We start from the raw sequence: 25,663 nt of genomic DNA on the forward strand, positions 1-25,663 counted from the left end.
GGAGGCCCGGTACCAGCTGGTACCGGGCCTCCCGTCCGTTCGTATGTCGGCTGGCGTCAGATGGCGAAGCCGAGCGCCCGCATCATCTCGCGACCGTCGTCGGTGATGCGCTCCGGCCCCCACGGCGGCATCCAGACCCAGTTGATGCGGAAGGCGTCGACGATGCCGTCGAGCGCGTTCGCGGTGTCGTTCTCGATGACGTCGGTGAGCGGGCACCCGGCGCTCGTGAGCGTCATGCTGATGATGAGGGCGTTCGCGTCGTCGTCCCACGCGAGGTCGTAGACGAGACCGAGGTCGACGACGTTGACGCCGAGCTCCGGGTCCGAGACCTCCTTGAGCGCCTCGGCGACCTCGTCGAACTTCTGTGGTGACAGTGTGGTGATCATCAGGCCCTCGCGGCGGCGGCGACGTAGCGGTCGTAGCCCTCGTTCTCGAGGCGCTCAGCGAGCTCCGGCCCGCCCTGCTCAGCCACCCTGCCCGCGACGAACACGTGCACGAAGTCGGGCTTGATGTAGCGGAGGATGCGCGTGTAGTGCGTGATGAGCAGGACGCCCATGTCAGTCGCGGCCTTCGCGCGGTTGACGCCCTCCGAGACGATCTTCAGCGCGTCGACGTCGAGGCCGGAGTCGGTCTCGTCGAGCACGGCGAACTTCGGCTTGAGGAGCTCGAGCTGCATGATCTCGTGGCGCTTCTTCTCCCCGCCCGAGAAGCCCTCGTTCACGTTGCGCTCGGCGAAGGCGCTGTCCATCTTGAGGTCCGCCATGGAGCGACGGAGGTCGGACACCCAGCCGCGGAGCGCCGGAGCCTCACCGTCGATCGCCGTCTTCGCGGTGCGCAGGAAGTTCGACACCGTGACACCGGGGATCTCGACGGGGTACTGCATGGCGAGGAACAGCCCGGCGCGGGCGCGCTCGTCCACGCTCATCTCGAGGACCTCCTGCCCGTCGAGGAGGATCGAGCCTCCGTCGACGTTGTAGCGGGGGTGGCCGGCGATCGTGTAGGCGAGCGTCGACTTGCCGGATCCGTTCGGACCCATGATCGCGTGGATCTCGCCCTCGTTGATGGTGAGGTCGACGCCCTTGAGGATCTCCTTCTTGCCCTGATCGGTGTCGATCGAGACCTGGAGACCGCGGATTTCGAGAGTGGACATGCGTGTTCCTTCGGTGGTCAGTTGTCGGCGCGGACGTCGGACGTGTCGACGTACACGTCGCCGTCGATGATCGAGACCCGGTAGACGGGCACCGGTTCGTACGCCGGGAAGTTGAGGGGCTTGCCGCTGGTGAGCTCGAACTTCGAGCCATGGGCCCAGCACTCGAGCGCGCCGTCCTCGACGAAGCCCTCGGACAGCGAGATGTCGCCGTGCGTGCAGGTGTCACCGATGGCGTGCACGGTGCCCGCCGAGTCCTTGACCACGGCGACGGGAGCGCCGTCGACGACGACCCGCATCGGGCTGTCGACCGCGATCTCCGACTCGGAGCAGACCTTCGTGGCCATCAGGCGAGGTCCCCGTGCTCCGTGCGGCCGCCGGCGAGCTCCTGCTCGATGGCGCGGACGAGGCGTTCCTCCAGGTCGGGGTCCCCGATCTTCTGCACGACGTCGACGAGGAACCCGAGCACGACGAGGCGGCGGGCCTCGTCCTCGGTGATCCCGCGGGACTGCAGGTAGAACAGGTGCTCGTCGTCGAAGCGTCCCGTGGCGCTCGCGTGCCCGGCGCCCTGGATGTCGCCGGTCTCGATCTCGAGGTTCGGGATGCTGTCGGCCCGCGTGCCCTCGGAGAGCACGAGGTTGCGGTTCTGCTCGTAGCTGTCGGTGCCCGCGGCGGGACGCCCGATGAGCACGTCGCCGATCCAGACGGTGTGCGCGCCCTCGCCCTGCAACGCGCCCTTGTAGTTGACGCGGCTCCGGGTGTTCGGGGCGTCGTGGTTCACGTACACCTGCTGCTCGATGTACTGCCCGGCGTCGGCGAAGTAGACGCCGTACATCTCGGTGTCGCCGCCCTGCGCACCGAGGCGCGTCGACGGGTTGATCCGGACCACGTCCCCGCCGAGCGAGACGACCACGTGCTTGAGGAAGGCGTCGCGCCCGACCTGGGCGAAGTGGGTCCCGACGTGGACGGCGTCGTCGTCCCAGTCCTGCACGGCGACGACGGTGAGCCGCGCGCCGTCCTCGACCACGATCTCGACGTTCTCGCTGAGGAGCGCCGATCCCGTGCTGTTCACGATGACGATGCCCGTGCTGTTGGCCTCGGCGGTGATCACCGTGTGGGCCGCGCGGGGCTCCGGGCCCATCGCCGACCGCGTGATCGTGACGTGGCCCGGCTCGTCGCCGCGCACCGTGATCGCGAGCACCGCGTCGCGTGCACTCCACGCCGCCGCGGACGCCCGGTCCTCCGGGAGACCCGCGCTGCCGACCCGCTCGTCGTCGCTCCGGACCCAGTCGATGTGTGTCCCGCCCGACTCGCGGGCGAGGAAGGGGTACGCCGCACCGTCGAGATCACCGTCGAGGAGGGGCCGGATCTTCGCGAGGGGTGCGAACTTCCAGTTGACCTCGCGACCGGTGACCGCCGGGAACGCGTCGACGTCTGCCGACGCGAACCGCTCGGACCGCGTCTGCACCGGGACGCGCGTGTCCCACCCGCCGTCGGAGTGGGCTCGCGCTCCGTGTTGTTCGGTCCCGCCCGCAGGCTCGACCGGCTGGTCGATGCGCGGCTGCACGTCGGTCTGGGGCTGGGGGCTGGTGGCGGACATCTAGCCGACGGATCCTTCCATGCTCATCTCGATGAGCTTGTTGAGTTCGAGCGCGTACTCCATCGGGAGTTCCCGGGCGATCGGTTCGATGAAGCCACGGACGATCATCGCCATCGCCTCGTCCTCGGGCAGGCCCCGCGACATGAGGTAGAACAGCTGCTCCTCGCTGACGCGCGACACCGTGGCCTCGTGACCGAGCTGGACGTCGTCCACCCGGATGTCGATCGCCGGGTACGTGTCCGACCGCGACACCGTGTCCACGAGCAGCGCGTCGCAGCGGACCGTGTTGGCGGCGTGATGGGCGTCCGGATCGACCCGGACCTCACCGCGGTAGCCCGCGCGGCCCCCACCGCGGGCGATCGACTTCGAGACGATCGACGACGTGGTGTACGGCGCCATGTGGATCATCTTCGCGCCGGCGTCCTGGTGCTGACCCGGACCCGCGAACGCGACCGAGAGCGTCTCGCCCTTGGCGTGTTCACCGGCCAGGTAGATCGACGGGTACTTCATCGTGACCTTCGAGCCGATGTTCCCGTCGATCCACTCCATCGTCGCGCCCTCGTGGGCGATCGCACGCTTCGTGACGAGGTTGTAGACGTTGCTCGACCAGTTCTGGATCGTCGTGTAGCGCACGCGCGCGTTCTTCTTGACGATGATCTCGACGACCGCCGAGTGCAGCGAGTCCGACTTGTAGATCGGGGCCGTGCAGCCCTCGATGTAGTGCACGTACGAGTCCTCGTCCGCGATGATCAGGGTCCGCTCGAACTGGCCCATGTTCTCGGTGTTGATCCGGAAGTACGCCTGCAGCGGGATCTCGACGTGGACGCCCTTCGGGACGTAGACGAACGAACCGCCCGACCAGACAGCGGTGTTCAGCGCCGCGAACTTGTTGTCCCCGGCCGGGATCACGGTGCCGAAGTACTCCTCGAAGAACTCGGGGTGTTCGCGGAGCGCCGTGTCCGTGTCCATGAAGATCACGCCCTGGGCCTCGAGGTCCTCGCGGATCTGGTGGTAGACGACCTCGGACTCGTACTGGGCCGCGACGCCCGCCACGAGACGCTGCCGCTCGGCCTCGGGGATGCCCAGGCGCTCGTACGTGTTGCGGATGTCCTCGGGGAGGTCCTCCCACGACTGCGCCTGCTTCTCGGTCGAGCGCACGAAGTACTTGATGTTGTCGAAGTCGATCCCGGTGAGGTCCGCGCCCCACGTCGGCATCGGCTTGCGGCCGAAGAGCTGCAGGCCCTTGAGCCGGTTCTTGAGCATCCACTCGGGCTCGGACTTGAGCCGGGAGATGTCGGTGACCACCTCTTCGGAGAGACCACGGCGGGCGGAGGCGCCAGCGGCGTCGGGGTCGGCCCAGCCGAACTCGTACTGGCCGAGCCCTTCGAGCTCGGGACGGTCGATGAGCACGTCGGACATGGTCTCCCTCTATCTCTCTTCGGGCCGTTCGGTCCGTTGGACGACAACGCCGGGGTCTCCGGCACCATTCCTCGGACGCCGTCCGCGGTACCGGCCGTCTGACGATGGTCGCACCGGCTCCGGCCATCAGCGACGATGTGCGGCGGTTTCGAAGCCCGGAGTCAACTTCCAGCGCTCCGCTGAATACACTTGACTGCTCCGTCCCCGTCCGCCGGCCCCTGCGGGCCGACCCGCGGGGCCGTCGTGCCGAACCCGCTGAGTGTACAGGTTCGACCCCCGGAACAACAGGAAGGCACCCACTCCGTGACACGCGTCGGGACCCCGATCGACCGATCCACGCCGACCCGGTGGTGGGGGCTCCCCCGCACGGTCGACGCACGGGTCGTCGTCCTGGCCTGGGCGTCGTTCGTGATCGAGGTCGTGCTCATCGGCACGGGCGGGCTCGTCCGCCTCACCGCGTCCGGACTCGGCTGCCCGACGTGGCCCGAGTGCACGAGCGGCTCCTTCGTCACGACACCCGAGATGGGCCTCCACGGGGTCATCGAGTTCGGCAACCGGCTCCTGACGTTCGTGCTCGTCGTGATCGCGATCGCCATGTTCCTCGCCGTCGTGCGACTCCGACGCACGCGGCCCGAGCTCTTCTGGCTCGCGTTCGCCCAGGGCGCGAGCATCCCCCTCCAGGCCGTGGTCGGCGGCATCAGCGTGCTGACGAACCTCAACCCGTACGTCGTCGGTCTGCACTTCGTCATCTCGACCGCGCTCGTGTCCATCACGGCCCGCCTCGTCTACCGCTCCCTCAACGGTCCGCGGCGCCCCGGCACACTCGTCCCCGGCTGGTACCGGACGGTCGTGGAGGCCCTCATGGGCGCCGTCGCGGTGACGGTCCTGCTCGGGATCCTCACGACGGGATCGGGGCCGCACGCCGGCGCGGGCGAGTCGGTGCAGGGCGGCAAGCTCGTCCGGACGGGCTTCGACCCGGCGGTCATCGAGGACCTCCACGCGGTCCCCGCCTTCGCGGTCTTCGCGTTGACGCTGGTCCTGCTCGTCGCCGCGGTGCGACTCCGCATCTCGAGCCGCTGGGTGCTGCTCCTGCTCGTCGTCGAGTTCGTGCAGATCGCCGTCGGCATCACGCAGGCCCGCAGCGCGCTCCCCGTCGGTCTCGTCGGGACCCACATGGTCCTGGCCGGGTTGCTCGTCGGTGCCACCACCGCGGTGTCGCTGTCCTCGCACCCGAGCGCTGGCCGGGACGCCGTCCGGTCCTGAGCGCGGGCACCGGCTGCGCTGCGCCCCGGCCCGGAGGCCCGCTGGCAGCTGAGCGGTGCCAGCGGACGACCCGCCTCCCGGCCGCCACGCCGGACTGGAGGCGCACTGCCAGCCGGTCCCGCGCCTCCCGTCGGCTGCGCCACGCGCGGCGGGACGGGGGCTGCCAGCCGGTGGCGGTCCTCCCGGATGCACCGGCGGCGTCGGGCGCGACCGCGCCCCGCGTCGCCCGGACCGCTACCGCGTCAGGGCGTTCTGCAGGAGCGGATCGATGCCCACCGCCAGGAACAGGAGCGTCAGGTAGATGATCGAACTCCGGAACACGCGCATCGGGTGCACCTGCTCGACGTGCTGGATCGCCCGGCCGTACAGCTGGTGGGACTCGACGACGAACCACGCGCCGGCCGCGAGGGCGACGACCGTGTACAGGACGCCCATGTGCGCCACGGGCACGAGCATCACCGAACAGACGACGGTCGCCCAGGCGTAGAGCACGACCTGCAGCCCAACGACCGTGCGCCCGCGGACGACCGCGAGCATCGGCACGCGCGCCGCGGCGTAGTCGTCGCGGTACTTCATCGAGAGCGGCCAGTAGTGCGGCGGCGTCCAGAGGAAGATGACGCCGAACAGGATGACCGGTGCCCAGCTGAGCGAGTCCGTCACCGCTGCCCAGCCGATGAGCACCGGCATGCAGCCCGCGACGCCGCCCCAGACGATGTTCTGCGGCGTCCGACGCTTGAGCCAGAGCGTGTAGAACACGACGTACAGCAGGATCGCCCCGACGCTGAGCGCCGCCGCGAGCCAGTTCACCAGGAGCCCGAGCTCGAGCGTCGACGCGATCGAGAGCGCCCACGAGAAGACGAGGGCCTCGCGGTCCGAGACCGCACCGGTGACGAGCGGACGGTCGCTCGTGCGCTTCATGACCCTGTCGATGTCGCGGTCGATGTAGCAGTTGAACGCCGAGGCGCCGCCGGCGGACATCGCGCCCCCGATGAGCGTCCACAGGACCAGCCAGAGGTCCGGCACACCGCGAGCCGCCAGGAACATCGTCGGCGCGGTGGTGACGAGCAACAGCTCCATCACGCGCGGCTTGGTCAGGGCGACGTAGGCGCGCAGTTTGCGGACGAGTGTCGGTTGGACGATCTCGGGCCGGGTCACGACGGCTGTCGGCATGGAACCTCTGTCTCGGGGAGTGGGCACCCGCGTCGGAGACCGGGCCGCCTCCCACTTTACGTGATGGTCCCCGCGGGCACGCTCGCGATGGTCCCCGCGGGCACGCTCGCGTTGCACCGGCTCCGCCGACGGCTGAACGCCGACTGAGTGCGTCTTCACTATGCTGGGAGACGCCTGCCCGCAGTGTGCCCGACGTCGTGCGCACCAGCGCACTCAGGGCCGCCGGACCACCCGACGACCACGGGACCCGGGTGGGCGTCATGTCCGTGCGGGAGCACGAGCCCTCGCACATGTCGCATCAAGAAGGGTCAATCCACCAGTGGCTGAATTCACATGGGATTCCATCGACAAGAAGGCCGTCGACACGGCCCGCGTGCTCGCCGCCGACGCCGTCGAGAAGGCGGGCAACGGCCACCCCGGCACCGCGATGAGCCTCGCCCCGCTCGCCTACCTGCTCTTCCAGAAGGTGATGCGGCGCGACCCGAGTGACAGCACCTGGATCGGCCGCGACCGCTTCATCCTGTCGGCCGGACACGCCTCGATCCTCCAGTACGTGCAGTTCTACCTCGGTGGGTACGGCCTCGAGCTCGAGGACCTCGAGCACCTCCGCAAGTGGGGCTCGAAGACCCCGGGTCACCCGGAGTACGGCCACACCGACGGCGTCGAGATCACCACCGGTCCCCTCGGCCAGGGTCTCGCCTCGGCGGTCGGCTTCGCCTACGCGCAGCGCTTCGAGCGGGGCCTGTTCGACCCCGACACCGCACCCGGTCAGAGCCCGTTCGACCACTTCACCTACGTCATCAGCGGTGACGGCGACAACCAGGAGGGCGTGACGAACGAGGCCGCCTCGCTCGCCGGCCACCAGGAGCTCGGCAACCTCATCGTCTTCTACGACTCCAACCAGATCTCGATCGAGGACGACACCGACATCGCCTTCACCGAGGACGTCGCGGCGCGGTACGAGGCGCTCGGTTGGCACGTCCAGCACGTCGACTGGAAGAAGACCGGCGAGTACTCCGAGGACGTCGAGGCGCTGTACGCCGCAGTCGAGGCCGCCAAGGCCGAGACCGTCAAGCCGTCGCTCATCGTCCTCAAGACGATCATCGGATGGCCCTCGCCGAAGAAGCAGAACACGGGCAAGATCCACGGTTCGGCCCTCGGCGCGGACGAGCTCGCGGGCCTCAAGGAGGTCCTCGGATTCGATCCGGAGAAGACGTTCGACGTCGCTCCCGAGGTGCTCGAGCACACCCGCGGCGCGGTCGAGCGTGGCCAGGCCGAGCACGCCGAGTGGCAGCAGGCGTTCGACGCCTGGGCCGCGGCGAACGCCGAGAAGAAGGCGCTGTTCGACCGGGTCCAGGCGCAGGAGCTGCCCGAGGGCCTCGAGCAGGCGCTCCCGGTGTTCGAGCCGGGCAAGGACGTCTCGACGCGTGCGGCCTCCGGCAAGGTGATCAACGCGATCGCCCCGCTCATGCCCGAGTTCTGGGGTGGCTCGGCCGACCTCGCCGAGTCGAACAACACCACGATCGAGGAAGCCAAGTCGTTCGTCCCGACGAAGTTCTCGACCAAGATGTGGAAGGGCGACCCGTACGGTCGTGTCCTGCACTTCGGCATTCGCGAGCACGCCATGGGCTCGATCCTCTCCGGCATCGTGCTGCACGGGAACACCCGCCCCTTCGGCGGCACCTTCCTCATCTTCAGCGACTACATGCGCCCGGCGGTCCGCCTCGCAGCCCTCATGAAGGCGCCGGCCATCTACGTGTGGACGCACGACTCCGTGGCCCTCGGTGAGGACGGCCCGACCCACCAGCCGATCGAGCAGCTCACCGCGCTCCGCGCGATCCCGGGGCTCGACGTCGTGCGACCGGCCGACGCCAACGAGGTCGCGTACGCCTGGCTCGCGATGCTGTCGCGTCGCGAGGGCCCGGCCGGCATCGCGCTGAGCCGACAGAACCTCCCGGTCTTCGAGCGCGGTGACGGCGACGCCACCGGCGACACCTTCGCCTCGGCGAAGAACGTCGCCAAGGGCGCGTACGTGCTCGCCGAGGCGCCGAACGGGACGCCGGACGTGATCCTCATCGCGACCGGTTCCGAGGTCCAGATCGCGGTCGCGGCTCGCGAGCAGCTCAAGACCGAGGGCGTGAACGCGCGCGTCGTGTCCGCCCCGAGCCTCGAGTGGTTCATGGCCCAGCCGGAGGAGTACCGCGAGAGCGTGCTCCCCTCGGCGATCACCGCGCGCGTCTCGGTCGAGGCGGGCATCGCGATGAGCTGGCGCGACATCGTCGGCGACAAGGGCCGCAGCGTGTCGATCGAGCACTTCGGCGCCTCGGCGGACTACCAGACGCTCTACAAGGAGTTCGGTCTCACGGCAGAGGCCGTGGTCGCCGCCGCGAAGGAGACCATCGCGGCGTCCTGAGCCAGGAGGGCCGGGTCCGGTTCACCGGACCCGGCCCCTTCCTCGTCGGACGACGACACCACCAGACCGGACCCGCCCGGGCAGCTCGCCGGGGAACGGGTCGATGACGAAAGAGATGAAGCGAGAAATGACTGACACCACCCCCACCGCCGCGCTCTCCGCTGCGGGCGTGAGCATCTGGCTCGACGACCTGTCGCGCGAGCTGCTCCAGACCGGACGACTCGACAAGCTCATCGCCGACCGGAACGTCGTCGGTGTGACGACGAACCCGACGATCTTCGCGTCGGCCCTCGCCAAGGGCGAGCGGTACGACGACCAGGTCAAGGAGCTCGCCGCGGCGGGCACCTCGGTCGTCGACGCGATCTTCGAGATCACGACGCGCGACGTCGCCGACGCCAGCGACAAGTTCCGGTCGCTCTACGAGTCGTCGAACGGCTTCGACGGCCGCGTGTCCATCGAGGTCGAGCCCGGTTACGCGCACGACGCGGCCGAGACCATCAAGGAGGCGAAGTTCCTGCACGAGAAGGTCGGCAAGGAGAACGTCCTCATCAAGATCCCGGCGACGATCGAGGGCCTCGAGGCCATCACCGAGGTCATCGGTGCCGGTATCAGCGTCAACGTGACCCTCATCTTCAGCCTCGAGCGCTACCGCGCCGTCATCGACGCCTACCTCGGTGGGCTCGAGAAGGCGAAGGCCGCCGGCCACGACCTCTCGAAGATCCACTCGGTGGCGTCCTTCTTCGTGTCGCGCGTCGACACCGAGATCGACAAGCGCCTCGACGCGATCGGCTCGGACGAGGCGAAGGCGCTCAAGAGCAAGGCCGGCATCGCCAACGCGCAGCTCGCGTACCAGGTGTTCGAGCAGGCGTTCGCTTCCGAGCGCGCCAAGGGCCTGCTCGAGGCCGGCGCGAACCCGCAGCGTCCGCTCTGGGCCTCGACCGGTGTCAAGGACCCGTCGCTCCCCGACACGCTCTACGTCGTCGAGCTCGTCGCACCCCAGACCGTCAACACGATGCCGGGCAAGACCCTCGAGGCCACGTTCGACCACGCCGAGGTCCGCGGTGACACCATCACGGGCTCCTACGACGCGGCCAACCAGGTGATGGACCAGCTCGCGGCGGTCGGCATCGACTACGACGACGTCGTGGCGCTCCTCGAGAAGGAGGGCGTGGACAAGTTCGACGTCTCCTGGGGGGAGCTCGTCGACACCGTGAAGACCGCCCTCGAAGGGGCGAAGTGACGGTTTCCATCGCCGCTTCGGGCGACGCAGCGACTGCGATCGAGACCGTGGTGTCCCGAGTCGTCACCGATCAGGTGGCCTCGGGCATCACGGTCGAGGTCGGACCGCTGTGGGGCCCGGAGGCCGAGTCCGAGGCGTCACGGCGCCGCGGCTGGGTCGAGGCGGTCTCGGCGTCGCGCCCGCTCGTGGAGCAGGTCGCGGCACTGAGGTCGGAACTGCAGGACGAGGGCGTCGACCACGTCGTCCTCGAGGGCATGAGCGGTTCGTCGCTCGCGCCCGAGATCATCGAACGGACGAACGACATCGAGCTCGTCGTCCTCGAGGCCGCCGATCCCGCACCGGGGCGATCGGCTGTCGGCGCGGCGCTCGAGCACGGATCGCGGCCCGAGCGGACCCCACGAGGGGCTGTCGACCGCGTCTCCACCGCCGACCCCGAGGTGGGCGGGCAGTATGAGGTGGGCGGGCAGTACTCGAGTGCCGTGCTCGCGGGCACCGATCCCCTCCGGGACGCGACCGAGATCGTCCCGGACGGCACCCGGAGCCGGAAGCCCCGGACTTCGTGGAACCGGGCGTCGCGATCCCGGACCGTCCGTCCACCTTCGGTCAGCTCGTCCAGGTCCAGGCAGCCCGTGACGCGAGCGTGCTCGCGGCACGGGGTCGCCCGGTCCTGACGCTGACCGTCTCCGACGTCGACGTCGCGGCACCCATCATCGCCGCGGCCCTGCGTCCCCAGAACATCGAAGGAGCTCACCGACACATGTCACCGGTGGCCATCACTCCGGAGCACAATCCGCTCCGACTGCCGTCCGACCGACGCCTGAACCGGATCGCGGGCCCCAGCGCCCTCATCATCTTCGGAGTCACGGGGGACCTCTCCCGCAAGAAGCTGATGCCCGCGGTCTACGACCTCGCGAACCGCGGGCTGCTCCCGCCCGGCTTCGCGTTGGTCGGGTTCGCCCGGCGCGACTGGGAGGACCAGGACTTCTCGCAGGTCGTCCACGACGCCGTGCGGGACTACTCGCGGACGCCGTTCGACGAGGCCGTCTGGCACCAGCTCGCGCAGGGCATCCGGTTCGTCCAGGGGTCGTTCGACGACCCGGAGGCGTTCCGACAGCTCAAGGAGACCGTCGACGAACTCGACGCCGAGCGCGGGACCATGGGCAACCACGCGTTCTACCTGTCGATCCCGCCCAAGGCGTTCCCGGTGGTCACCGAGCAGCTCAAGCGCTCCGGCCTCACCGAGAAGCCCGACGAGGCCTGGAGCCGGGTGGTCATCGAGAAGCCGTTCGGCTCGGACCTCACGACGGCGCGGGAACTCAACGCGATCGTCGAGACCGTGTTCGCGCCGGACGACGTCTTCCGGATCGACCACTACCTCGGCAAGGAGACCGTCCAGAACATCCTGACGCTCCGCTTCGCCAACCAGATGTACGAGCCGCTGTGGAACGCGAACTACGTGGACCACGTCCAGATCACCATGGCCGAGGACATCGGGGTGGCGGGTCGGGCTGCGTACTACGACGGCATCGGTGCGGCGCGCGACGTCATCCAGAACCACCTGCTGCAGCTCCTCGCGCTCACGGCGATGGAGGAGCCGGTCTCGTTCAAGGCGGGGGATCTCCGCGCCGAGAAGGAGAAGGTCCTGTCCGCGGTGCGGCTGCCGGCCGACCTCGCGACGGCGACCTCGCGCGGCCAGTACGCCGGCGGGTGGCAGGGTGGCGAGAAGGTGCTCGGGTTCCTCGAGGAGGCCGGGATGAACCCGGATTCCACCACTGAGACCTTCGCGGCGATCAAGCTCGGCATCGCGACGCGCCGGTGGGCCGGAGTCCCGTTCTACCTGCGGGCCGGCAAGCGCCTCGGCCGACGCGTGACCGAGATCGCGATCGTGTTCAAGCGGGTACCGGAGGAGATCTTCGGCATCGGTGAGCGCTCGCCCCTCGGCCAGAACGCACTGGTCATCCGTGTGCAGCCCGACGAGGGTGTGACGCTGCGGTTCGGTTCGAAGGTCCCGGGCGTCGGCACGCACGTGCGCGACGTGACCATGGACTTCGGCTACGGGCACGCGTTCACCGAGGCGAGCCCCGAGGCGTACGAGCGGCTCATCCTCGACGTGCTCCTCGGCGACCCGCCGCTGTTCCCCCGTCACCAGGAGGTCGAGCTCTCCTGGAAGATCCTCGACCCGATCGAGGAGTTCTGGGCGACCCAGGGTCAGCCCGAGCAGTACCGTCCCGGCACGTGGGGTCCGGCGTCCGCCGATGCCCTGCTCGCCCGCGACGGCCGGAGTTGGAGGCGTCCATGAAGATCGATCTGCCGAACACCACGGTCTCGAAGATCCAGAAGTCCCTCATCCGCATCCGTGAGGAGGGCGGCGCGGTCGCACTCGGACGGGTGCTCACGCTCATCGTCGCGACCTCGCTCGGTCACGAGGAAGAAGCGATCGAGGCGGCCAACGAGGCCTCTCGCGAGCACCCGATGCGAGTGGTGATCGTGTCCCGGAACGAGGGCGACCGGAAGTCCCCGGGGCGCCTCGACGCGCAGATCCGAGTCGGGAGCGACGCCGGTGCGAGCGAGGTCATCGTCCTCCGGGCCTACGGCGAGACCGCGTCGGACGAGGAAGGCCTCGTCACGGGGCTCCTGCTGCCCGACGCGCCGGTCGTCGCCTGGTGGCCGGAGCGCGCTCCGGAGACCCCGGCGGACTCCGCACTCGGCCGGATCGCCCAGCGCCGGATCACCGACGCCGCCAACCAGCCGGACCCGCGGGTCGCGATCGAGGCGCTCGGAGCCTCGTACACGCCCGGTGACACCGACTTCGCGTGGACACGGTTGACCCTCTGGCGGAACCAGCTGGCTGCCGTGCTCGACCAGCCACCCTACGAGCCGGTGACCGCCGTGGAGGTCTCGGGCGCCAGCGATTCACCCTCCACCCACCTGCTCGCCGGATGGCTGCAGCTGCAGCTCCAGGTCCCCGTCACCCAGGTGACCTCGCCGCGGGCGACGGGTTCGAGCGGGATCCACGGCGTGACGTTGACGCGCGAGTCGGGGGACATCGTCCTCGAGCGGTCACTCGTCGACGTCGCGACGCTGTCGCAGCCGGGACAGCCGGTCCACGACCTGTCGCTGCCGCGCCGGAGTCTCCGGGACTGTCTCGCGGAGGAACTCCGTAGACTCGACCCCGACGTGCTCTTCGGAGACGTCGTCAAGCACGGAGTCCGCCAGCTCGGCGACACCGTCGCCGGCTGATCGACCGCGTCAGTCGCAATCGAAACGGAGTCACGTGACCAACGAACGACGGGTGCTGGTACACCCGGACAAGCAGGCCCTCGGCGCGTCGGTCGCCGCTCGCTTCATCACGAAGATCATCGACGTCATCGACGACCAGGGGCAGGCGTCCATCGCCGTCTCGGGTGGTTCGGTGTCGACGCTGGTCCTCGCAGCGATCGGGCAGTCTCCCGCCCGCGAGAGCGTCGACTGGTCGAAGGTCCACGTCTGGTGGGTCGACGAGCGGTGGGTCCCGAAGGGCGACGCCGACCGGAACGACACCGGCACGGAGTCGGACTTCTTCGCCCACGTGTCCATCCCGGACGACAACATCCACCTTATGCCGTCGAGCGATGAGGGCCTGACGATCGACGAGGCCGCGGCCAAGTACGCCGAGGAGCTGGCCGGTTCGGCATCGTCCGACGCGATGGCGCCGAGCTTCGACATCACCCTCCTCGGTGTCGGGCCCGACGGCCACACGGCGTCGCTGTTCCCGGAGTTCCCGCAGCTGGCCATCACCGACCGCAGCGTCGTTCCCGTGGACGACTCCCCCAAGCCGCCGCCGCAGCGGCTCACCCTCACCTACCCGGTGATCAACGCTTCGCAGCGCGTCTGGGTGGTCCTGTCCGGCGCCGAGAAGGCTTCGGTTCTGGGGCTCGCCCTGGCCGGCGCGTCGGTCGAGGACGTCCCGGTCGGCGGTGTGCAGGGTCGGAAGCGGACCGTGTTCTTCATCGATCAGGACGCCGCGCGCGACGTGCCGGAGAACCTCATCGCGTCGACGTACTGACGTCCGCACAGCGTCGTCCGACGGCCCCGGTGCTCCCTCGAGGAGCACCGGGGCCGTCCTCGTTCCCCGAGCACCAAGCGCTCCGCCCGAGGCCGCCGGACGGTCGCCCATGAGCGAGACGGACGCGGCGACGGCCGGGACGACGAAGCCCCGGCCTCCCGCGATGGAAGCCGGGGCTTCGTCGACAGGCGACGGCGCGGGCTACTCCGACTTGAGCGTCCCGCGACGAGCTCGGAGCTGCTGGAGCGCTTCCTCCAGGAGCTGCGCGGCTTCCTCTTCGGTACGACGCTCCTTGACGTACGCGAGGTGCGTCTTGTACGGCTCGGTCTTGGTCACGAGGGGCGGGTTGTCCTTGTCACGCCCGGCCGGGAGACCCGACGACGGTGAGTCGATGACCTCGGGGATCTCCTCGTCCGGCAGACCCGCGGCGAAGTACCGCACGGTCTCGTTGCCGAGCGCGTCCCAGTACGAGATCGCCACTCGGTCCGCCTGGATGCCGCGGTCCTGCTCCCCCATCGGGCCCGCGCCGACGCGTGACCCTCGGATTGCACTGCCTCCGGATGCCATGTATTCAGCTCCCCGCCGTGAACTTGCTGATGAGACCGAGCACGATGATGCAGACGATCCACACCAGCCCGAGGATCACCGTGATCCTGTTGAGGTTCCGCTCTGCGACGCCGGACGCTCCGAGATTGCTCGTCACGCCACCGCCGAACATGTCGGAGAGACCGCCGCCGCGACCGCGGTGCAGGAGGATGAGCAGCGTCAGCAGGAGGCTCGTGATGGCGAGCAGCACCTGGAGGACGACCTGGAGGATGACCACGCGGACCCTTTCGTGTCAGTCAGCTGTACGAGTATAACGGCACGGCCACGCCGAACAGCGCGCCGGACCGGGAACGTGAGGCACGGTACCGGCCGGAGTCGAGCCTCCCGGGCGGTGCCGGGCCGGCTGTCACGGCATGCGGAGGAGCGCGTCAGGCACCCAGGTGCGGCCCGAGGCGAGACGTGCGGCCCGAGGCGAGACGTGCGGCCCGAGGCGAGACGTGCGGCCCGAGACGTGCGGCCCGCACCGACGGTGGTCAGAGGCCGACGTGCTGCCGGAAGCGGCAGATGGCCGCGAACTCGGCGACGTCGAGGCTCGCGCCACCGACGAGGGCGCCGTCGATGTCGGGCTCCCGCATGAACCCCGCGATGTTGCCGGACTTCACGGAACCGCCGTAGAGCACCCGAGTGCTCGCCGCGATGTCGTCGCCCCATGCGGTCGCGATCGCACGACGGAGCGCGGCGCAGTCGTCCTGCGCCTGCTCGGGCGTCGCGGCCTGACCGGACCCGATGGCCCACACGGGCTCGTACGCCACGACGATCTCGGCGGCGGGCACGGCGCGGAGCACCACCTCGAGCTGCTCGACCGGTACCTTGCCGGCACCGTGGGACTCCCGGTCCTCGGCGGTCTCACCCACGCACACGACCGGAACCAGGCCGTGCCGGAGCGCCGCGGCCGTCTTCTCCGCGACGATCTCGTCGGTCTCCCCGTGTTCGGTCCGCCGCTCCGAATGCCCGACGATCACGTACGTCGCGTCGAGGGCGGCGAGGAACGCCCCGCTGACCTCGCCCGTGTGCGCGCCGGACGAGTGCCGTGAGAGGTCCTGTCCGCCGAAGCGGATGCGCAACTTGTCCGCGGAGACGAGCGTCTGCACGCTCCGCAGGTCCGTGAACGGCGGGAACACCGCGACCTCGACGTCGTCGTGGTCGTGTCGGGCGTCCTTGAGCGTCCAGGCGAGCTTCTGCACCGTGGCGATGGCCTGGAGGTGGTCCAGGTTCATCTTCCAGTTGCCCGCGATGAGCGGCGAGCGGGTCATGCGCTCCACCCGAGGGCTTCGAGGCCGGGCAGGCTCTTCCCCTCGAGGAACTCGAGGCTCGCCCCGCCACCGGTCGAGATGTGACCGAACTGGTCGTCGTCGAAGCCGAGTGAGCGGACCGCGGCCGCGGAGTCACCGCCACCGACGACCCCGAGGCCCTCGACCTCGGTGAGCGCCTGGGCGACCGTCTTGGTCCCAGCGGCGAACGCCGGGAACTCGAACACGCCCATCGGGCCGTTCCAGAACACCGTCCGCGAGCCGCGGACCGCGTCGGCGAACCGCGCCGCGGTCTCCGGCCCGATGTCGAGACCGATGCCGTCCGCGCCGAAGCGGGCGGACTCGATCGCGTCCGCCGCGACGACCTCGTGCTCGGCGTCGGCCGCGAATCCGGACGCCACCACGACGTCGGTGGGCAGGTCGATGGTGACGCCGCGCTGCGCTGCCTCGTCGAGGTAGCCCCGCACGGTGTCGAGCTGGTCGCGTTCGAGGAGCGACGACCCGACACCGTGGCCCTGCGCCGCGAGGAACGTGAACAGCATGCCGCCTCCGATGCACAGGGTGTCCACCCGCGGGAGCAGGTGCGCGATCACGCCGAGCTTGTCGCTGACCTTCGAGCCGCCGAGCACCACGGTGTATGGGCGCTCGGGTTCGGTGGTCAGGCGCTCGAGGACACCGAGCTCCTGTTCGATCAGGAGTCCGGCCGCGCTCGGCAACGCTCCCGCCAACTCGTAGACGCTCGCCTGCTTGCGGTGCACGACGCCGAATCCGTCGGAGACGAACGCCTCGCCCATGGCGGCGATGCGGTCCGCGAAGTCGCCGCGCACGCCGACGTCCTTCGCGGTCTCCTCGCTGTTGAACCGGAGGTTCTCCAGTACCAGGACGTCGCCGTCCTCGAGGGCCTCGGCGGCTGCGGTGGCGGCGTCACCGACGGTCTCGTCGCAGAAGGCGACCGGCTTGCCGAGCAGTTCGGAGAGCCGCTGCGCGACGGGTGCGAGGCTGAACTCTGCCTTGCGTTCGCCGTCGGGCCGCCCGAGGTGCGAGATCACGATGACCCGTGCGCCGACTCCGATGAGTCGATTCAGGGTGCCGAGCGACGCGCGCACGCGGCCGTCGTCCGTGATGGTGCCGTCGGCCAGCGGGACGTTCAGGTCACACCGGACGACGACGCGCTTGCCCGCCAGGTCGCCGAGGTCCTCGAGGGTACGGAGTGCCATGGGTTACAGGCGCTCCCCGACGTACTCCGTCAGGTCGACGAGGCGGTTGGAGTAGCCCCACTCGTTGTCGTACCACGAGGTGATCTTGACCAGGTTGCCCATGACCTTCGTCAGGCCCGAGTCGTAGATCGACGAGTGCGGGTTCGTCGTGATGTCGCTCGACACGAGCGGCTCGTCGCTGTACTCGAGGATGCCCTTGAGCGGCCCCTCCGCGGCGGCCTTGTACGCCGCGTTGATGTCGTCGATCGTCACGTCGGAGGAGGTCTCGAGCGTGAGGTCGGTGATCGACCCGGTCGGCACCGGCACGCGGAGCGCGAATCCGTCCAGCTTGCCCGCGAGCTCCGGGAGCACGAGACCGATGGCCTTGGCGGCGCCGGTCGAGGTCGGCACGATGTTGAGCGCGGCGGCGCGGGCACGGCGGAGGTCCTTGTGCGGGCCGTCCTGGAGGTTCTGGTCCGCCGTGTAGGCGTGCACCGTCGTCATGAGACCGCGCTCGATGCCGAACGCGTCGTTGAACACCTTGGCGAGCGGCGCGAGGCTGTTCGTCGTGCAGGACGCGTTCGAGATGATGTGGTGCGACGCCGGGTCGTAGGTGCCCTCGTTCACACCGAGCACGATCGTGACGTCGTCGCCCGTGGCCGGCGCCGAGATGATGACCTTCTTGGCGCCCGCCTCGATGTGCTTCCGCGCGTCCTCGGCCTTCGTGAAGAACCCGGTCGACTCGATGACGATGTCGACACCGAGCTCGCCCCACGGCAGCTTGGCGGGGTCGCGCTCGGCCAGGACCTTGATCGGCTTGCCGTCGACGACGATGCTGTCGCCCTCGAGCCCGACCTCAGCCGGGAGCTTGCCCGTGATCGAGTCGTACTTCAGGAGCTGAGCGAGCGCCTTGTTGTCGGTGAGGTCGTTCACCGCGACGACCTCGAGCTCGCTGCCCTTGGCCAGGGCGGCCCGGAAGAAGTTGCGGCCGATCCGGCCGAAGCCGTTGATGCCGATCTTGACGGTCAATGGAACTCCTGTGTCTGTCGAGCGTGCTTTCGACGCTGGTGTTCGGAGTGCAGGTCGGGGCCTGCGCCTGAGGCTGACGATACGCCCGAGACGTCGTCGGGACGACAGTAGCAGTCGGCACAGACCGGTCGACGCACGAGGTCGAGCGACGTCACGGACGGGCGCGGGAGACGCTTCCGCGGGTCCGTGGCCGAGCGCTCAGGCCTCGTCGAGGTCGTCCGGCAGGTTCGCCTCGGTGCCCGGGACACCCAGGTCGAGCGCCTTCTTGTCGGCCATCGCGAGCAGGCGCCGGATGCGTCCGGCGATGGCGTCCTTCGTCATGGGAGGGTCAGCGTGCTGCCCGAGCTCGTCGAGGCTCGCATCGCGGTGGGTGAGCCGCAGTGCCCCTGCGTACTTCAGGTGGTCCGGGACGTCGTCGCCCAGGATCTCGAGCGCTCGCTCCACCCGGGCGCACGCGGCGACCGCCGCCTGCGCCGAGCGACGGAGGTTCGCGTCGTCGAAGTTCACGAGCCGGTTCGCGGTCGCGCGGACCTCGCGACGCTGACGGAGCTCCTCCCACTCCGCGCTGCACCGCGCTGCGCCCATGACGGTGAGCATCTGGCCGATCGCCTCACCGTCCCGGATCACGACGCGGTGGACGCCCCGGACCTCCCGGCCCTTCGCCGCGACACCGAGGCGGGACGCCGCTCCGACGAGCGCCATCGCAGCCTCGTTCCCGGGGCAGGTGACCTCGAGTGCGGCAGCGCGCCCCGGGTCGGTCAGCGTGCCGGTGGCGAGGAAGGCGCCACGCCAGATGGCGGCGAGGTCGTCACGGTTGCCGGTCGTCAGTCGGTTCGGGAGGCCCCGAACCGGGCGACGACGGGCGTCCATGAGACCGGTCTGGCGCGCCAGGGTCTCGCCCGCCTCGAGCACGCGGACCAGGTAGCGGGTCCCGCGCCGCGCGGATGCGGACGAGCCGACGCTCGCCTCGCTGCGCACGCCGTACAGCTCAGCGAGGTCCTTCCGCACGCGGTGCACGATGATCCGGGTGTCGAGTTCGACCTCGACCGCGATCCTGCCCGAGATGACGTGCAGGCCCCCCGCGAACCGCAGCACCGTCGCGAGTTCCGCGGCGCGGACCGTGTTGCGGTTCACGGCCACGCGGGCCAGTTCGTCCTTGACCTCGGCAGTCAACGGCAATGCATCATTCCTTACGTTCGGGGGCACGCGGGAAGGGAGGGTCGGTCACTCCCTACCGAGGTCGCGGTTCTTGACGCGCACGGCCACGTTCGGCATCCCGCGGATGAGACTCGCCAGCTCGGCGACGATGGCGACGGACCGGTGCTTGCCGCCCGTGCAGCCAATGGCGATCGTAGCGTGTCTCTTGTTCTCTCGCTGGTACCCGGCCAGCACCGGCTCGACCGCCGCCGCGTAGCGGTCGATGAACGGACGTGCTCCGTCCTGGCCCAGGACGTAGTCCGCGACGTCGGCGTCGAGGCCCGTGTGCTCGCGGAGTTCCGGCACCCAGTAGGGGTTCGGGAGGAAGCGGACGTCCGCCACCATGTCCGCATCTGCGGGCAGTCCGTACTTGAACCCGAAACTCATCAGGGTCACCTGCACGCCCACGAACCGGTCCTCGGCGAACTGCTCCGCGACCCGGGCGGCGAGCTGGTGGATGTTGAGGTCCGACGTGTCGATGACGACGTCCGAGGCTTCACGGAGTCCGAGCAGACGCGACCGCTCTCGACCGATGCCGTCGAGGAGCGTGTCCTCGCCCTGCAAGGGGTGGGGCCGCCGCACCTGCTCGAACCGCCGGACGAGGACGGCGTCGGTCGCCTCGAGGAAGAGCACCCGGACCCGTGCGGTGGTGCTGTCCCGGAGTCGTCGGACGGCCCCCTCGGGGTCGGTGAAGAACCTCCCACCGCGGACGTCCACGACGGTCGCGATCTTCGGCAGCGACTCCCCCGCCCGCTCGGCCAGGTCGGTCAACGGACCGAGCATCTGCGTCGGCAGGTTGTCGACGACGTACCAGCCGAGGTCCTCCAGCGCCTTCCCGACGGTGGACCGCCCCGCGCCGGACATGCCGGTCACGATGAGCACGTCGTGCGAGGGACTACTGAGGTCGGTCATTCGTGAGCGCGCTCCGTGGTCACCGTGCGGTGTGGTCGTCATCGGACTGGTCCGCCCAGGCTAGCGGCTCACCGAATGGAGCGCGGGCAGATCCGGCGCTTCGGGCGCTGACCCGGGTTCGGGCGCTTCGGGCGCTGATCCGGGTTCGGGCGCTTCGGGCGCTGACCCGGGTTCGGGCGCTGACGTCGGTGCCGACGCGTCGAGCTGTCTCCGGACGGCAGCGGCCGTCGCCGGACCGATGCCGGGGACCTCGGCGATCTCCTCCGGTGTCGCATCGCGCAGCCGAGCCACGGACCCGAAATGCTTGAGGAGACCGTTGACGCGCGTCGGACCGAGGCCGGGGATCTCGGCGAGCCGGCTCCGGACATCGCGCTTGCGCCGTGTCCGCTGGTGGGTGATCGCGAACCGGTGCGCCTCGTCACGGATCCGCTGGATCAGGAACAACGCCTCGGAGTTCCGCGGCAGGATCACCGGGAAGTCATCGCCCGGTAACCAGATCTCCTCCAGGCGCTTGGCGATCCCGCACAGCGCGATGTCCGTGACGCCGGCGTCGGCCATCGCCCGGGCAGCGGCCTCGACCTGCGGCTGACCGCCGTCGACGATGAGCAGCTGCGGTCGGTACGCGAACCGCTTGGTGCGTGTGCCCTGCTCGACGACCTCGTCGCTGGTCGGGTCCGCCACGGTCGGGAGGTCGGCGTCCTCGTCGAGCCGCGCGAGGCGTCGTGACAGCACCTGGTACATGCTGTCCGTGTCGTCACGGGACTCGGCGATCGTGTAGCGCCGGTACTGGTCCTTCCGTGGCAGGCCGTCCTCGAAGACGACCATCGACGCGACGATGTTCGTGCCCTGCAGGTGGGAGATGTCGTAGCACTCCATCCGCAGCGGCGCCTCGGTCATCCCGAGGGCGTCCTGGATGTCGGCGAGCGCGGCGGAGCGGGTCGTGTAGTCGGCCGACCGCTTGGTCTTGTACAGCATCAGGGCCTGGGCAGCATTGACCGTCGCGGTCTTCGCCAGGCCGGCACGGTCCCCACGCTGGGCTGTGCTGAGTCGTACCGCGCGGCCACCACGCTGTTCGGACAGCCAGGTCTCGAGGGCGTCGGCGTCCTCGGGCAGCGCCGGGACGACGACCTCGCGCGGCGGCTCCTCGGCTCCCGCGTACACGCTCTGCACGATCTGCTCGACGAGCTCGCCGGTGCTGATGTCGAGCTCCTTGTCGACCACCCAGCCCCGCACGCCTCGGATCCGGCCACCCCGCACCGTGAACTGCTGGACCGCGGCCGCGAGTTCGTCCTCGGCGACACCGAACAGGTCGAGGTCGACCGAGTCGCGGAGCACGACGGCGCTCTTCTCGAGCACCGCCTCGAGCGCCTCGACCTGGTCGCGGTAGCGGGCCGCTTCCTCGTAGTGCATGGCGTCGGCGGCGGCTGCCATCCGTGCACGACGTTCGCTGATGACCCGCCGGTCGTAGCTGCCCATGAAGCGGACGAACTCCTCGACGATCGCCCGGTGCTCCTCGATCGACACCCGACCGGAGCACGGACCGCCGCACTTGCCGATCTGCCCCGGGAAACAGGGCCGCCCGGTCTGCATCGCGCGCTTGTAGCTCGAGTCCGAACAGGTGCGGATCGGGAACACCTTGATCATCAGGTCGATCGTGTCGTGCACCGCCCAGATCTTCGGGTACGGCCCGAAGTACTTGGCGCCCCGGATCTTCCGGTTCCGCGTGACCATGACCCGAGGGGCTTCGTCCCCGAGGGTGATCGCCATGTACGGGTACGACTTGTCGTCCCGGAACTTGACGTTGAAGGGCGGATCGAACTCCTTGATCCACGTGTACTCGAGCTGGAGTGCCTCGATCTCGCTCCCCACCACGGTCCACTCGACGCTCGCCGCCGTGAGGACCATCCGCCGGGTCCGCTCGTGCAGGGTCGGCAGCGGTGCGAAGTAGTTGCTGAGGCGAGCACGGAGGTTCTTCGCCTTGCCGACGTACAACACGCGTCCGTCGGCGTCACGCCACCGGTACACGCCCGGGTCGGTCGGGATCTCGCTCGCTCTCGGTCGCCACGGGACGGTGTCCGCCACCTACCGGACCTCCGCCGCGACCCGACTGCGTCCGGCCACGTGGTCCGCCGACCGACGATCGACCGCACGCTGCGCACCCACTCGGGCGTCCTGGGCATCGAAGATCTCGCGGAGGAACACGCCCGTGTGACTCTCCGGCACGTCCGCGACGTGTTCCGGCGTCCCCGTGGCGAGCACCGTGCCACCACCCGACCCGCCCTCGGGGCCCATGTCGACGATCCAGTCCGCCGACTTGATGACGTCGAGGTTGTGCTCGATCGTGATGACCGTGTTGCCCTTGTCGACGAGCCCCTGCAGCACGAGCAGGAGCTTGCGGACGTCCTCGAAGTGGAGTCCGGTCGTCGGCTCGTCGAGCACGTACACGGTCCGCCCGTTCGACCGACGCTGCAGTTCGGTCGCGAGCTTGACGCGCTGGGCCTCACCACCGGAGAGCGTCGTGGCACTCTGACCGAGACGCACGTACCCGAGTCCGACGTCGACGAGGGTCTTCATGTAGCGGTGGATCGCCGAGATCGGCTCGAAGAACTCGGCCGCCTCGCTGATCGGCATCTCGAGCACCTCGGAGATGTTCTTGCCCTTGTAGTGGACCTGCAGGGTCTCGCGGTTGTAGCGCGCACCACCACAGACCTCGCACGTCACGTAGACGTCCGGCAGGAAGTTCATCTCGATCTTGATCGTGCCGTCGCCCGCGCAGTTCTCGCAGCGCCCGCCCTTGACGTTGAAGCTGAAGCGACCGGGCCCGTAGCCGCGGGTCTTGGCCTCTTGCGTCTCGGCGAACAGGTTCCGGATCCGATCGAACACACCGGTGTACGTCGCGGGGTTCGACCGCGGGGTCCGGCCGATGGGCGCCTGGTCGACGTGCACGACCTTGTCGAGCTGGTCGAGGCCCTTCACGCGGGTGTGCTTGCCCGGGATGTGTCGAGCACCGTTGAGCTGGTTGGCGAGCACCTTGTAGAGGATGTCGTTGACGAGCGTCGACTTGCCGGAACCACTGACCCCGGTGACGGCCGTGAACACCCCGAGGGGGAACTGCACCTCGACGTCCTTCAGGTTGTTCGCCCGTGCCCCCTGGACGGTGATGACGCGCTTCCGGTCGACGCGACGACGCTCTGCAGGGAGCTCGATGGCACGACGCCCCGCGAGGTAGTCCCCGGTCGTCGAACCGCGGTTGTCGAGCAGCTCCTGGTACGGCCCCGAGTGCACGATCCGACCGCCGTTCACGCCCGCACCCGGGCCGACGTCGACGATCCAGTCGGCCGTCCGGATCGTGTCCTCGTCGTGCTCCACGACGATCAGCGTGTTCCCGAGGTCGCGCAGCTTGACCAGGGTGTCGATGAGACGCCGGTTGTCCCGCTGGTGCAGGCCGATGCTCGGCTCGTCGAGCACGTACAGCACGCCGGTCAGGCCCGAGCCGATCTGCGTCGCCAAGCGGATCCGCTGGGCCTCCCCGCCGGAGAGCGACCCTGCACCACGAGACAGGGTCAGGTACGACAGCCCCACCTCGAGCAGGAACTCGAGGCGCGCGCGGATCTCGCGCAGCACGGCGGCCGCGATGTGGGCCTCCCGAGGGGTGAGGGCGAGCGACTCCATGAAGGCGTGGGAGTCCTCCAGGCTGAGGTCGCAGACGTCGGCGATGCTCCGGTCCGCGACCGTCACGGCGAGCACCTCGGGCTTGAGGCGCGTGCCGTCGCAGACCGGACACGGGACCTCGCGGAGGTACCCCTGGAACCGCTGGCGCTGCGCGTCGGTCTCGGCCTCGCCGTACTTGCGCTCGATGTAGGGCATCACGCCCTCGAAACCACTGGTGTAGCGCATCTCACGGCCGAACCGGTTGCGCCAGGACACCGACACCTCGAAGTCCTTGCCCGTCAGGATGGCTGCCTGGACGGCCGGGTCGAGCTGGTTCCACGGGGTGTCGAGCCGGAACCCGAGCTCCTTGCCGAGTCCCTGCAGGAGCTTCTCGAAGTAGCTGTAGAGGCCGCCCGTCCCCGTCCACGGCAGGACGACGCCGTCGGCGAGGCTCGCCTCGGGGTCGCCGAGCACGAGGTCCGGATCGACCGACATCCGTGTACCGAGGCCGGAGCACTCGGGGCATGCTCCGAACGGCGCGTTGAACGAGAACGTCCGGGGCTCGATCTCGGTGAGCGCGAGCGGGTGGTTGTTCGGGCACGAGAGGTTCTCGGAGTAGGTCCGAACCGCACCGGGGCCCTCGTGGTCGACGAGGTCGATCGAGACGGTGCCGCCGGTGAGCCGGAGTGCGGTCTCGAGCGAGTCGGTCAGGCGCCCGAGGACGTCGTCCGACGCGACGAGGCGGTCGACGATGACCGCGATGTCGTGCTTGACCTGCTTCTTCAACGTGGGCGGTGTGCTCAGTTGCACGCGCTCGCCGTCGACGATGGCCCGCGCGTACCCGGAGGCCGCGAGTTCCTGGAAGAGGTCGACGAACTCGCCCTTCTTCTTCGACACGATGGGTGCCAGCACCTGGAACCGCGTACCGGTCTCGAGCGTCATCAACTGGTCGGCGATCTGCTGCACCGACTGCTTGCTGATCACCTCGCCACACACCGGGCAGTGCGGAACACCGATGCGCGCCCACAGCAGCCGCATGTAGTCGTAGACCTCGGTGATCGTCCCGACCGTCGAGCGCGGGTTGCGGTTCGTCGACTTCTGGTCGATCGACACGGCGGGGCTGAGTCCCTCGATGAAATCCACGTCGGGACGATCCACCTGCCCGAGGAACTGGCGCGCGTACGCCGACAGCGACTCGACGTACCGACGCTGCCCCTCGGCGAAGATCGTGTCGAACGCGAGCGAGGACTTGCCCGAGCCGGACAGACCCGTGAACACGACGAGGGAGTCCCGCGGGATCTCGAGGTCGACGTCCCGCAGGTTGTGCACGCGCGCACCCCGGACGCTGAGCGTCGAGGTCGAGGTCCCGGAGATGCTGGCGCCGGGGACGTGCGGCTCGCCGGGTTGCCCGAAGGCCGCCAGATCGGAGGAAGGAGTACCGCGGTCGGAGGTGATGGTCATCACCTCGATTCTACGAAGCCCGTCTGACATCCGGCCCGCCCCGCGCGTCCCACGGGGTTCGCCC

At 69.4% G+C, this 25,663-nt stretch carries 22 protein-coding genes; 7 read left to right on the forward strand and 15 right to left on the reverse strand.

Annotation, left to right across the window (positions count from 1 at the left end):
• Positions 1-56: 56 nt before the first annotated feature.
• From DEI82_RS04165 to sufB, 5 genes are read right to left on the reverse strand one after another with little or no spacing between them, the layout of a single operon-like run.
• Positions 57-386: a metal-sulfur cluster assembly factor gene (locus DEI82_RS04165; RefSeq protein WP_111009105.1), complete on the reverse strand. Its 330-nt coding sequence runs from the start codon at positions 384-386 to the stop codon at positions 57-59.
• The gene (gene sufC / locus DEI82_RS04170; protein WP_111009106.1) at positions 386-1,150 is read right to left on the reverse strand and encodes a Fe-S cluster assembly ATPase SufC; all 765 of its coding nucleotides are present in this window, start codon (positions 1,148-1,150) and stop codon (positions 386-388) included. The genes DEI82_RS04165 and sufC overlap by 1 nt, the downstream gene beginning before the upstream one ends.
• 17 nt (positions 1,151-1,167) lie before the next feature.
• On the reverse strand, positions 1,168-1,494 hold the full coding sequence (locus DEI82_RS04175; protein WP_111009107.1) for a non-heme iron oxygenase ferredoxin subunit: 327 nt from the start codon (positions 1,492-1,494) through the stop codon (positions 1,168-1,170).
• On the reverse strand, positions 1,494-2,747 hold the full coding sequence (sufD, locus tag DEI82_RS04180; protein WP_111025623.1) for a Fe-S cluster assembly protein SufD: 1,254 nt from the start codon (positions 2,745-2,747) through the stop codon (positions 1,494-1,496). The genes DEI82_RS04175 and sufD overlap by 1 nt, the downstream gene beginning before the upstream one ends.
• Positions 2,748-4,166: a Fe-S cluster assembly protein SufB gene (gene sufB / locus DEI82_RS04185; protein WP_111009109.1), complete on the reverse strand. Its 1,419-nt coding sequence runs from the start codon at positions 4,164-4,166 to the stop codon at positions 2,748-2,750.
• Positions 4,167-4,469: 303 nt separating this feature from the next.
• Between sufB and DEI82_RS04190 the strand changes: the two genes are divergently transcribed.
• A complete protein-coding gene (locus tag DEI82_RS04190; protein WP_111035889.1) occupies positions 4,470-5,429 on the forward strand; it encodes a heme A synthase in 960 nt (319 codons plus the stop codon).
• Between the two features lie 234 nt (positions 5,430-5,663).
• On the opposite strand, the gene DEI82_RS04195 is transcribed toward DEI82_RS04190, so the two are convergent.
• The gene (locus DEI82_RS04195) at positions 5,664-6,599 is read right to left on the reverse strand and encodes a heme o synthase (RefSeq protein WP_111009111.1); all 936 of its coding nucleotides are present in this window, start codon (positions 6,597-6,599) and stop codon (positions 5,664-5,666) included.
• Between the two features lie 319 nt (positions 6,600-6,918).
• Between DEI82_RS04195 and tkt the strand changes: the two genes are divergently transcribed.
• From tkt to pgl, 6 genes are all read left to right on the forward strand, one after another.
• Entirely contained in the window at positions 6,919-9,012 is a 2,094-nt protein-coding gene (gene tkt, locus DEI82_RS04200) for a transketolase (RefSeq protein ID WP_111013280.1), read from the forward strand.
• A 127-nt stretch (positions 9,013-9,139) separates the two neighbouring features.
• Complete coding sequence (tal, locus tag DEI82_RS04205) at positions 9,140-10,252, forward strand: transaldolase (protein ID WP_111035890.1); 1,113 nt, start codon at positions 9,140-9,142, stop codon at positions 10,250-10,252.
• Positions 10,249-10,923: a hypothetical protein gene (locus tag DEI82_RS15955; RefSeq protein WP_146242825.1), complete on the forward strand. Its 675-nt coding sequence runs from the start codon at positions 10,249-10,251 to the stop codon at positions 10,921-10,923. Before tal ends, DEI82_RS15955 begins: the two co-directional genes overlap by 4 nt.
• An 86-nt stretch (positions 10,924-11,009) precedes the next feature.
• Entirely contained in the window at positions 11,010-12,551 is a 1,542-nt protein-coding gene (gene zwf / locus DEI82_RS04215; protein ID WP_111013393.1) for a glucose-6-phosphate dehydrogenase, read from the forward strand.
• Entirely contained in the window at positions 12,548-13,492 is a 945-nt protein-coding gene (locus tag DEI82_RS04220) for a glucose-6-phosphate dehydrogenase assembly protein OpcA (protein WP_111009115.1), read from the forward strand. The genes zwf and DEI82_RS04220 overlap by 4 nt, the downstream gene beginning before the upstream one ends.
• Positions 13,493-13,526: 34 nt before the next feature.
• Positions 13,527-14,297 (forward strand): 6-phosphogluconolactonase, encoded by a 771-nt coding sequence (gene pgl, locus DEI82_RS04225; RefSeq protein WP_111035892.1) that lies wholly within the window; start codon positions 13,527-13,529, stop codon positions 14,295-14,297.
• Positions 14,298-14,498: 201 nt separating this feature from the next.
• Here pgl and DEI82_RS04230 read toward each other — a convergent pair whose 3' ends face one another.
• From DEI82_RS04230 to uvrA, 9 genes are all read right to left on the reverse strand, one after another.
• Positions 14,499-14,864, reverse strand: a complete 366-nt coding sequence (locus tag DEI82_RS04230) for an RNA polymerase-binding protein RbpA (RefSeq protein ID WP_111009117.1) — start codon at positions 14,862-14,864, stop codon at positions 14,499-14,501.
• Positions 14,865-14,868: 4 nt separating this feature from the next.
• Positions 14,869-15,120, reverse strand: coding sequence for a preprotein translocase subunit SecG (gene secG, locus DEI82_RS04235; RefSeq protein WP_111009118.1), 252 nt, complete (start codon positions 15,118-15,120; stop codon positions 14,869-14,871).
• A 256-nt stretch (positions 15,121-15,376) separates the two neighbouring features.
• Positions 15,377-16,156 carry a triose-phosphate isomerase gene (tpiA, locus tag DEI82_RS04240; protein ID WP_111009348.1) on the reverse strand — a complete coding sequence of 260 codons (780 nt, stop codon included), beginning with the start codon at positions 16,154-16,156 and terminating at the stop codon, positions 15,377-15,379.
• Positions 16,153-17,370 (reverse strand): phosphoglycerate kinase, encoded by a 1,218-nt coding sequence (locus tag DEI82_RS04245; protein ID WP_111035893.1) that lies wholly within the window; start codon positions 17,368-17,370, stop codon positions 16,153-16,155. Before DEI82_RS04245 ends, tpiA begins: the two co-directional genes overlap by 4 nt.
• A gap of 3 nt (positions 17,371-17,373) precedes the next feature.
• Entirely contained in the window at positions 17,374-18,378 is a 1,005-nt protein-coding gene (gene gap, locus DEI82_RS04250) for a type I glyceraldehyde-3-phosphate dehydrogenase (RefSeq protein WP_111009120.1), read from the reverse strand.
• Between the two features lie 198 nt (positions 18,379-18,576).
• Positions 18,577-19,557, reverse strand: coding sequence for a DNA-binding protein WhiA (gene whiA, locus DEI82_RS04255; protein ID WP_111013276.1), 981 nt, complete (start codon positions 19,555-19,557; stop codon positions 18,577-18,579).
• A 45-nt stretch (positions 19,558-19,602) separates the two neighbouring features.
• Entirely contained in the window at positions 19,603-20,487 is an 885-nt protein-coding gene (gene rapZ, locus DEI82_RS04260) for an RNase adapter RapZ (RefSeq protein ID WP_111009122.1), read from the reverse strand.
• A 60-nt stretch (positions 20,488-20,547) separates the two neighbouring features.
• A complete protein-coding gene (gene uvrC, locus DEI82_RS04265; protein WP_111013275.1) occupies positions 20,548-22,569 on the reverse strand; it encodes an excinuclease ABC subunit UvrC in 2,022 nt (673 codons plus the stop codon).
• Positions 22,570-25,599: an excinuclease ABC subunit UvrA gene (uvrA, locus tag DEI82_RS04270; RefSeq protein ID WP_258371949.1), complete on the reverse strand. Its 3,030-nt coding sequence runs from the start codon at positions 25,597-25,599 to the stop codon at positions 22,570-22,572. It lies immediately after the preceding gene.
• Positions 25,600-25,663 lie beyond the last annotated feature (64 nt).

The organism is Curtobacterium sp. MCBD17_019 (genome assembly GCF_003234555.1).
Classification (GTDB): domain Bacteria; phylum Actinomycetota; class Actinomycetes; order Actinomycetales; family Microbacteriaceae; genus Curtobacterium.